6 protein-coding genes and 1 pseudogene are annotated in these 9,438 nt (G+C 46.1%); 4 read left to right on the top strand and 3 right to left on the bottom strand.

The genetic code is table 11. The features are described from left to right. The coding region (locus tag J6U00_RS14075; RefSeq protein WP_296582864.1) for an IS110 family transposase at nucleotides 1-1,038 on the top strand (1,038 nt) is incomplete at its 5' end. Nucleotides 1,039-1,191: 153 nt separating this feature from the next. Here the strand turns inward: J6U00_RS14075 and J6U00_RS14070 are convergent. Continuing rightward, entirely contained in the window at nucleotides 1,192-3,804 is a 2,613-nt protein-coding gene (locus tag J6U00_RS14070) for a discoidin domain-containing protein (protein WP_296582862.1), read from the bottom strand. A 325-nt stretch (nucleotides 3,805-4,129) separates the two neighbouring features. On the opposite strand from J6U00_RS14070, the gene J6U00_RS14065 reads away from it, so the two are divergent. The 3 genes from J6U00_RS14065 to J6U00_RS14055 all read left to right on the top strand — a co-directional run bounded on the left by J6U00_RS14065 (nucleotide 4,130) and on the right by J6U00_RS14055 (nucleotide 8,322). Further along, nucleotides 4,130-4,834 (top strand): ABC transporter ATP-binding protein, encoded by a 705-nt coding sequence (locus J6U00_RS14065; protein ID WP_296582860.1) that lies wholly within the window; start codon nucleotides 4,130-4,132, stop codon nucleotides 4,832-4,834. A gap of 4 nt (nucleotides 4,835-4,838) precedes the next feature. Next, a complete protein-coding gene (locus J6U00_RS14060; RefSeq protein WP_296582858.1) occupies nucleotides 4,839-7,568 on the top strand; it encodes an FtsX-like permease family protein in 2,730 nt (909 codons plus the stop codon). Between the two features lie 295 nt (nucleotides 7,569-7,863). Beyond that, nucleotides 7,864-8,322 carry a leucine-rich repeat domain-containing protein gene (locus J6U00_RS14055; protein ID WP_296582857.1) on the top strand — a complete coding sequence of 153 codons (459 nt, stop codon included), beginning with the start codon at nucleotides 7,864-7,866 and terminating at the stop codon, nucleotides 8,320-8,322. A gap of 91 nt (nucleotides 8,323-8,413) precedes the next feature. On the opposite strand, the gene nadE is transcribed toward J6U00_RS14055, so the two are convergent. Both nadE and J6U00_RS14045 read right to left on the bottom strand, forming a co-directional pair. Beyond that, nucleotides 8,414-9,163, bottom strand: a complete 750-nt coding sequence (gene nadE, locus J6U00_RS14050; RefSeq protein ID WP_296582855.1) for an NAD(+) synthase — start codon at nucleotides 9,161-9,163, stop codon at nucleotides 8,414-8,416. 57 nt (nucleotides 9,164-9,220) lie between these two features. Beyond that, nucleotides 9,221-9,438: pseudogene (locus J6U00_RS14045) on the bottom strand (bifunctional phosphoserine phosphatase/homoserine phosphotransferase ThrH); the annotation flags it as partial.

The raw sequence follows: 9,438 nt of genomic DNA, 5'->3' as shown, positions 1-9,438 counted from the left end.
GGAAACTATTATGAACCCATTGCCCGTTACCTCCACGAACAAAATGTATTTGTTTCCGTAGTCAATCCTGTGCTTATCAGTGACTTCGGTGGAAACACATTAAGAAAGCCTAAAACCGATAAGAAGGACTCTTTGAAAATCGCCTCTTATGCATTAAGCTATTGGGTTGATCTGAAGGAATATATCCCTCAGGGAGACTTAAGAAAGTCCTTGAAACTGCTGAACAGGCAGTATCAGCAGGCTTCTAAGTTAAAGACCATGATGAACAATAACCTCATATCATTACTTGACCTGACATTTCCTGGAATAAATAAGCTGTTCACATCACCTTCAAGAGAATCAGACGGTCACGAAAAATGGGTTGACTTTGTATTGGCATTTCCTCACTGCGATATGATTTCAAAGCTCTCTATCAAGGCTTTTTCAAGAAAGTACAAGAAGTGGTGCAACAGCAATTCTTATTACTTCACCGAAACATCGTGTAAGAAAATACATGATTTCTCAAAAGAGTGCATCAGTAGTGTGTCTTCAGAAGAATCAACTGCTTTTGCCGTTATACAAGCGGCAAAAATGTTTAATTCAGCCACTGAGAACTGTCATGCTATTCAGCTTGAAATGAACCGTGTAGCAGCTCAGCTTCCAGAGTACGATACTGTTATGTCCTTGTACGGTGTTGGTAAAGCTGTAGGGCCTCAGCTGATTGCTGAGATCGGTGATCCAAGACGGTTCCATAGCAGAAAGGCAATCACCGCTTACTTTGGTTATGACAGCGAGAACAATGATTCCGGTCAGAAAATTTCAAAATCAAATTGTATGACAAAGAAAGGTGCAGGAGCTCTTCGAAGAACTCTTTTCATCATTATGCAGGTGCTGTTGCAAACCAAACCAGTCGATAACCCTGTGTACGATTTTCTGATCAAGAAACAATCTGAAGGAAAGCATTACTATTCATACATGAATGCCGCTGCAAACAAGTTCCTTCGTATTTACTATGCAAGAGTAAAAGAAGTTTTAACTGCCGCAGAAGCCTCAGCGTAACTCTGCCATTTCAATGAATAATTTTTTCAGGCTGCTTCGGCAGTCTTTTTGTCGTACTCTTTTTTGAACTGGAAAATCTTTTCTGATTTTTTTCAATTTAGGGCTTGACTTTTATTTGCAGGTCTTTTTGGACGGATATTTCCGCAATTACAGTCAGGTGAAATTTATTTTTGAAATTAAAAGCTTTCTCAGACTTATCATATCGAATACATCTGCTGTTCCGTCACCGTTTATATCGGCATTCTCAGGAGCAGCAAGCGCTCCGTTTTTCAGGATATAGCGCTGATATGCCATAAGGTCGGCAACGTTTACGTCACCGTCGTTATTAACATCACCTGTGAGAGCTTCTGTACCTGCGGTGCCGTATACCGCTATCTCAGCCACATTGCAGAGGTATACGCTGTCGCTGCTGAGCGGACTTGCCGGAGCTCCCGTAGGTACCTCATAACGGACGTACCGTGCGGTAATATTGTCAAATTCCGGTGTAAAATTCATACGGAAGGCAGGCTTGCTCTCAACGGTATATATTCTCTTCCAGTTCGTACCGTCTGCGGATACGCTGAAATATCCGCCAATCATACGGGCTTCGTAGCCCTCGCGGGGACAGTAGGCAATATTCTTTAAAGTGCAGATATTGCCCAGGTCGAGAGTGACATATCCGCCCTCAAGTCCGTCAAAATAGGTGTTCATGTCGCCGTCGTAAGCCTTTTCAAAGGTAACTGAGGCGGTGTCCTTCCATGAGGAGCTTCCGCTGCCGGAAACAGGATCGAGCCTGTCGTATTTTGCAGACGAGGACTGCCCGTGAGGAGTTCCATACAGGGCTATCTCAGCGATATTCGCACAGTATGCGCTGTCGTTGTTGTAGTCGTTCTTCGGCGCTCCGGAGGGCACCTCATATCTTACGTAACGGGCTGTGGTATCTCCGGAAAGAGCTGTTACATAGTGCATACCGGAGGAGGGCTTGCTTTTTACGGTGTAAAGCGTCGTCCAGTTCTGACCGTCCTGCGATGCAAGGAAGCGTCCGTCTCCCATACGGTATTCATACCCGGCTCTCGGAGCATAGCCGAGTGCGGACAGGTCGTAGAGCTGACCGAGGTCTGCCTGTACCCAGCCGTCGGAAACTCCGTCGAAAAATGTGGAGATGTTTCCATCGAAAGCCTTTGTACAGTCAGTGGAGGAGTCGCTGTTCCATGAGGCTGAGCCGTTCACCATTCCTGATGTGACGGTTATCCTGTCCGTCAGGGCTCCGCCGCCCTTTACTCCGTCGATGATGAAGGTAGTTACGGACTGCTTTGCGAGTGAGACTGCAAGACCACCGCCGGATACGCTGATATTTCCTATATCCTTCCAGCTCTCAGAATTGCTGGTGCGTATGGCTGTGGCTGAGGTTCCTGCGGAATCAAAGCCGGACAGGTCGAATACAAGGTCTTTATCGGAGGAACCGTCGTTTGTGGCAACGATGACCAGCTTATTGTTCACAGTATCAAGAGCAGCCACACAGTTTCCGCTGCATTTCAGCATAGTCATGCCGGGGCGGATATACCGTGAAAACTGTCCCATTGCGTAATACTTCTTTGTGAGTATGATATTATTGCTGTCGTGATCTGCAACGGCAAGTCCCCAGTAGCCGCCCTGAGTGTTTATCATTCCCTTGTCTTTATTTCCGTTCATGCCGACTGAGGATATATGATTGTCAATGACCTGCCAGAGGATCCATGCGGAGCAGTTGAGCTCGTTGCAGTCAAGGGTTATGCGGTCGGCAAGCCACAGTGCAGCTCCCATTTCGCCTGCATTGCTTCCTGCGGTGGATCCGCCGTCAACTTCACTCATCCACAAGTTACGATCTGCATTTATAGCAGTATTTTTTAGCTCGGCACGCTGACTGCCGCCATAGGTGTGGGTGTCGATACGGCCTATAAGAGCCTTTGTGGTGTCGGACATCTTGTTCCACGAGCTTATCTGGGTATCTATTACAGATTCGTCGCAGGCACTAATAATGATATCGTTTATACCGCGCTTTTTCAGTGAGGATGAGAGCGCCTGATATATCTTGTCCATAGAGGAACCCTGATCGAAGTGACAGCCCTCTTGCTTGTTGCTGTAGGCTCCCCAGTAGTCGGTATAGGGCTCATTCATGGGGGTTATGCTCTGTACATGTATGCCCCAGTCCTTTTCGTAGTGTGCTGTGACCTCAGCTAAGTATTCTGCGAAATCGTTATATTTGTCGTCGCGGAGATTGTTTTCGCCGGAGTTTACTGCTCCAGAGCTGCATCCGCTGTTTGTCATATAATATGGGGGAGAATTTGAGAACATCTCCACTATCATATCGTTGCCTGCCGCTTCGATACAGCGTTTAAGCACATTGCGTTGATTAGCGTCAGCGCTCCAGTCGTAAGTGACAGAGCCGTTATTATACTTAGTATAGCCCGGCATATTTGAGTCGGTTCTGGTTATATGAGTGTGGGATGGGTTGTCACCGCCGCCAATATTGAAGCGGGCGATGTTCAGTCCAAGCCCGTCAGTGCTAAAAAAGGTCTCAGCTGCCTTCTGCGAAAGATTGTCAGAATAGCCTATACGATTAGCCCACCAACATAGGGATGTGCCCCAGCCCTCAAATTTTCCGCCGTTTATGTCGTATACGTCATAAGGCGAAATGCTTACTATTGTGGCTGCCGCTGCAGTATCTGCCGCCGGAAATGCGTTTGTAAGGGATGTCAGCATGCACAGCGAAGCGGCTGCGGATAAGATCCGCTTTATCATTTTCATGTTTTTCGCTCCTTTCAGGGGTGAATATTTATTACTAACATTATAGCGCATTTTTTGTTTGCTGTAAACATAAAATATGATGATTTTGATGAAATTATGATGTGTTTTTTGAGCTTCCTTTACACCCTGTGCGAAATGTGCTATAATTTTTCTATGTCATAAGGATAATTATCGTACCGCCATACATGGGCCGAGAGATGCTTTGCCTAACAGTTTCGCCGGGGAGAATAAATGTATTGTATCAAGTACAGTGTGAACCCGACGAACGCCTATGTCCATGCACGGTGTGGCGAGACTAATACGTCTAACTGATGAAAGGATTAATATGAGCGCTTACGTTGAATTTAAAAATGTGAAAAAAACCTACAAGACGGGCGAGGTAGAGATACACGCCCTTCACGACGTGAATTTTGAGATAAACAGGGGAGAATTCTGCGTTATCGTCGGAGCCTCCGGCGCAGGAAAGACGACTATACTCAATATCCTCGGAGGTATGGATACCCTTACAAGCGGAAACGTATACCTAGATGGTACGGAGATATCGGCTCTAAGCAAGAAGAAGCTGACCGCTTACAGGCGCTACGATGTGGGCTTTGTTTTTCAGTTCTATAACCTTGTGCAGAATCTGACGGCTCTTGAGAATGTAGAGTTGGCTGCGCAGATATGCAGGGAGCCTCTCGACGCACGGAAGGTACTGGAGCAGGTGGGACTTGCGGAGCGCATTCAGAATTTTCCTGCACAGCTCTCCGGCGGTGAGCAGCAGCGTGTTGCTATAGCGAGAGCCCTTGCAAAGAATCCGAAGCTTCTCCTGTGCGATGAACCTACAGGCGCTCTGGACTACGCAACAGGAAAGGCAGTGCTACAACTTTTGCAGGATACCTGCCGAAAGAACGGTATGACCGTAGTGGTAATAACCCACAATCAAGCTATAACTCCTATGGCCGACCGCATAATAACTGTTAAGAGCGGTACGATATCTAGCGTGCGAATGAATGAGAATATCGTGGATATAAAGGATATAGAGTGGTGAAACTATGGGAAAGGCAGTAAGAAAGAATACACTTCGTGAGATACGCGGCACATTCGGGCGCTTTTTCGCTATAATGGCTATAATAGCTCTCGGAGTAGGCTTTTTCACGGGCGTAAGAATCACTACTCCGGCTATGGTGGATACAGTCAACAGGTTCCTTGACGAGAACCAGTTCTACGATTACAGACTTCTATCGGCTCTGGGCTGGAATGAGGAGGATATCGCAGACTTCCGCAATCGAAGCGATGTCCGCTATGCAGAGGGAGCGTACAGTCTCGATATAATTACGGCAGGCACGAATGAATATGTTATGAGGTTGCATACCATAACGGAAAATATCAACGGCATAAAGTTGGTAGAGGGTAGAATGCCGCAAAGCAGCGATGAATGTCTCATAGAATCGGGAAAGGTTTCGGTAGGAGGCAGGATATATCTGTCGGACGATAATTCCGAAACCGTGAAAAATACGCTCAGACATGATATGTTCAATATCGTGGGTTCTGTCGATTCGTCTTTGTATATCAATTTCGAGAGAGGCAATTCTTCGGTTGGAAACGGAGAGATAAGAGCCTTTGTATACCTCCCTAAGGAAGCCTTCGACCTTGACGTTTATACTGAGGCTTATGTGAGGTTCGATCAGGATCACGATATCTATTCGGACGAGTATGACGAATATATGGACGGCAGAGAAGAGCAGTGGGAGAAAATAGCGCAGTCCCGTGCGGATATGCGTTTTGACGAGATATACAGTGAGGCTGAGAAAAAGCTCGACGACGGCAGAGAGGAGCTTGAAAAGAACCGAAAGGACGGTCAAGAAAAGCTTGATAAAGCAAAAAAAGATCTCGATGATGGAAAAGCTCAGCTTGATGAACAGCTTGCTCAGTTGGAGCAGATAAGAGATATCATGCCAGAGCAGTATGCTTCAGGAATGGAGCAGTATAACGCGGCTCTTGCTGATTACGAAAGCGGTCTTTCTGACTATGAAAATTCTCTTGCAGAATTTGAAAATCAGATAAGTGATGCGGAGGAGGAGCTGCGCAATGGCGAAATTGAACTAGCAAAGCTTAAAAAGCCAGATACATATGTCCTTGGAAGAAATACCAATATCGGATATTCATGCTTTGAGAGCGATTCCGATATCGTGGCTCAGGTAGCAAGGGTATTCCCGGTTTTCTTTATCCTGGTGGCTGCGCTTGTATGTATGACGACTATGAGTCGTATGGTGGAAGAGCAGCGTACTCAGATAGGAGTCTTGAAAGCACTGGGCTATTCCGAGGGTACTGTAATGGGAAAGTATATGTTCTATTCCGGAACAGCCGCAGTCATAGGCTGCATCTTCGGATACGGAGCCGGCACATACATTTTCCCGAAGATAATATGGAAATCCTATGAGTTGATGTACCTTGAACTTCCAATACACTACCTTTTCAGCGTAAAGCTTGCGCTGATTGCCCTCCTTGTTTCACTTGTATGCTCAATAGGCGTTACGTGGTTCAGCTGTAGACTAGAGCTTGCAGAAACAGCCGCTGCTCTTATGCGTCCAAAGGCTCCAAAGGCAGGTAAACGAGTGCTCCTTGAGCGCGTGGGATTTATATGGAAAAGGCTAAAGTTCCTTAAAAAGGTATCTATCCGTAATATTTTCCGCTATAAAAAGCGCCTATTTATGATGATACTCGGCATAGGCGGCTGTATGGCTCTGCTGCTCACAGGTTTCGGAATAAAGGACTCAATCGCAGGCTTTGCAGATACTCAGTATGACGAGATACAGGTAGCAGATGCTTCTGCTGCGCTTAGGAACGTGGAGGATGAGCCGCCTGAGGATCTTCTCACCGTGCTGAATGAAAATACAAAGGAGAATATCCTGCTTTATACAGGAGCGTGGGATCTTCTTTATGGTAAAAGAGTGAAGAGCGTTACCATCAACGCGGTGGAAAGCTTTGAGGATATGGATAAATACTTCGTACTCAGGGATATGAATGGAGAGCCTATTGCCCCTCCAACTGAAGGAGAAGCAATCGTAAGCCATAGCATAGCCGAGCGCTTCGGGATAGAAAAGGGCGGTACTATGAGGCTCAGAGATGAAAATATGCGTGAGCTTAACGTTAAGGTAACGGGTATATTTGAGAATCATGTTTATAATGTGGTCTTTATCAGAAAGGATACTATGGAAGCTCAGCTCGGAGAAAAGCTTCCTCTGAATTATGCCTTCATCAACTTCAAAGAGGGGGTGGATGAGAATCAGGCTTCTGCGGAGATATCCAAAAACAGCCATATCATGCAGATGCTCAAGTTTGATGTACTGAAGGAGAGACTCAGTAAGATGATGAGCAGTCTTAACTATATAGTGCTGATAGTAATTATATGTGCTGCCGGTCTTGCATTCATAGTTCTCTATAACCTTACGAATATCAATATCACCGAGAGAGTGAGAGAGATCGCTACTATTAAGGTACTCGGCTTTTTCAGGCGCGAGACCTCGGCTTACGTGCTCCGCGAGAATCTTGCTCTTACCGCTATGGGGATAGCTGCAGGAAGCATTGCCGGAGTATTCCTTCATCGTTTTGTAATGGCGCAGATAAAGGTGGACCTTGTGGATTTCAGTGTCAGGATACTGCCTGTCAGCTTCCTGTACAGCATCGTACTCACCTTCATTTTCAACTTCGCTGTTGATCTTTTCATGGAACTGAAACTGGAACGAATAAACATGGCTGAATCACTTAAATCCATCGAATAGCTTAAATTAAAAGTATATTTTGCCCTCCCTTCAAACAGGGGAGGGTAATTTTGTGCAAGTTACCAAATATAGGGGAAAAGTCCCCGGCGTTCATTGACTTTTATGATTAATTATGTTATACTAATTGTATCTTAAGTAATCGACATAAGCCGATTATTGCCCCGAACTCTGTTCGGGGAGCGCAAGTTCCTTGAAAAACATAGAATTTGCGCGGCACATAAAAAAATGAACCAATAAAAGAAAAAGAGGTTCAATGGGATTGGTGTTGACCAATACAAATTGAGGAGAATAGTAAATGAATTACAAGATCAGAAAAGGCGTACTCAAAAGGTACAAGGACGAGAAAAACGTCACCGAGATCTTCATTCCCGATGATGTAGACATTATTGGTGAGGGCGCTTTCAATGGCTGTACTAATCTTGTAAGGATACTGATACCCGAAACTGTTAAGGTGATTTCGGATACAGCATTCAGCGACTGTGAGAACCTGAGATGTATTGCTCTTCCTGAAGGCACTGAAAGGCTGGGCTGGTATGCATTCAAGGGCTGCCGCAATCTGTGTGAGCTGACAATTCCCTCCGCTTTGAAGGAGATAGGCAGACACGCCTTTGCAGGCTGTGAGAATCTCACGGCTGTCCATGTCAGACATGATGGCAGGATACACAGATTTGTACTGAATTCAGAGCTCGATGATGAAAGATGGCAGGAGATAAGGCACTCCCTGCATCAAATTGACAAGGCAATAGCGGTTTGATAATCCAACACCCCGTCCGTAACAAACAATGGGCGGGGTGTTTTTTGCCATGTTATATGAAAAAGCCCGTACTGCTGCACGGGCTAATTATTTATCTGTTCTGTTCGTATTTGGGCATGAGCTGAAGTTTGTGAAGATTCGCTCTGTGGAGACGGTCTATCTTCTCCTTTATCTCAGGCACAGAACTGAGATCATCCTCGCCGCGGATATATCTGTCCAGCATTGCATAGGTGAAGCCGAGATTTTCTTCGTCGGTCTTACCGCAGAGACCGTCTATTGGTACCTTGTGTATCAGCTCACCGGGAAGTCCGAGGACCTCGCCTACCTGCAATACCTCAGTTACTGTGAGGTCTGAAAGGGGAGAGAAGTCTCCGGCAGCATCGCCGTATTTTGTGGAATAGCCTACCCAGTCCTCTGAGAGGTTGCAGGTATTTACCACTCTGCCGTTATGGCAGGCTGCAACTGCATAAAGAGTTGTCATTCGAATACGTGCTGGAGTATTGACGATTGCCTGATTAGTGGGCTCCATGTGTTTCTTTAGTTCGTTCATGAAAGTGCTGACTGTGTCACCGATGTTTATGGTGTAGCTTTTTATGCCGAGAGTGTCCACGAGCAGGTGGCTGTAGGAAATGTCACCCTGTTCACCCTGAGGCATGAGTACTCCAATAACTCTGTCTTTTCCGAGAGCCTTTGCGCAGACCGCTGCGGCTATGGAACTGTCTTTGCCGCCAGATATGCCGATAACGGCATTTGTGGTGGGAGAAGCGGTTCTCTCAAAAAGGTCACGTACCCATTCAACTACTTCCTTTGTCACTTTTTCTGCATTGAAACTGTAGCTCATAAATATACCTCCACTGGTTTATGCCGGGACGGCGGCAAAAAGTCGCCTTAAGCCCTTTTATTCTGCCATTGCTTTCTTTATAGCAGCAAGTAGCTCGTCATAAGTCTCGAATGCCGGGAGCTCCGGGTGATCATTTTTGATCTGCTCTGTGCTGCGGAAAAGGAAACCTGCCTTGCTTGCCTCTATCATGGCAAGGTCGTTATAGCTGTCGCCGCTTGCGATAGTATCGTAGCCTATGGACTGGAGAGCCTTTACTGTTGTGAGCTTTGACTTCT

The sequence above is a fragment of the Ruminococcus sp. genome (assembly GCF_017650195.1).
In the GTDB taxonomy this organism is placed as follows: domain Bacteria; phylum Bacillota; class Clostridia; order Oscillospirales; family Ruminococcaceae; genus Ruminococcus.
The sequence above is the reverse complement of the archived record's forward strand: the minus strand, read 5'-3'. Positions and strand labels throughout refer to the sequence as shown.

Bases quoted from the DNA above. Each gene is read 5' to 3' on its own strand.
- J6U00_RS14070 (WP_296582862.1), bottom strand. From the start codon at position 3,804: ATGAAAATGATAAAGCGGATCTTATCCGCAGCCGCTTCGCTGTGCATG.
- J6U00_RS14065 (WP_296582860.1), top strand. From the start codon at position 4,130: ATGAGCGCTTACGTTGAATTTAAAAATGTGAAAAAAACCTACAAGACG.
- J6U00_RS14060 (WP_296582858.1), top strand. From the start codon at position 4,839: ATGGGAAAGGCAGTAAGAAAGAATACACTTCGTGAGATACGCGGCACA.
- J6U00_RS14055 (WP_296582857.1), top strand. From the start codon at position 7,864: ATGAATTACAAGATCAGAAAAGGCGTACTCAAAAGGTACAAGGACGAG.
- nadE (WP_296582855.1), bottom strand. From the start codon at position 9,163: ATGAGCTACAGTTTCAATGCAGAAAAAGTGACAAAGGAAGTAGTTGAA.